At 57.2% G+C, this 229-nt stretch carries 1 rRNA gene; it reads left to right on the top strand.

Going from position 1 to position 229, the window contains the following annotated elements:
* Positions 1 to 132 precede the first annotated feature (132 nt).
* Positions 133 to 229: ribosomal RNA gene (locus IE99_RS0128660) — 16S ribosomal RNA — on the top strand; the annotation flags it as partial.

Below are 229 nucleotides of genomic sequence, written 5' to 3'. Positions count from 1 at the left end.
CTTCTTCCCTTGTGGAGGGGTCGTGTTGGTGGGGATTTCTTTGAGGCAAGCATCCTTTGGGGTGCATTGCCGGGATTGTTTCCAAGGTTTGGCCGCCTCTGGTTCTTTGTGGCTGGGGTGGTCGTTGTGACCTTAATGGAGAGTTTGATCCTGGCTCAGGACGAACGCTGGCGGCGTGCTTAACACATGCAAGTCGAGCGGAAAGGCCCCTTCGGGGGTACTCGAGCGG

This window comes from Spirillospora albida (genome assembly GCF_000718255.1).
Classification (GTDB): Bacteria; Actinomycetota; Actinomycetes; order Streptosporangiales; family Streptosporangiaceae; genus Spirillospora; species Spirillospora albida.
The sequence above is the reverse complement of the archived record's forward strand: the minus strand, read 5'-3'. Positions and strand labels throughout refer to the sequence as shown.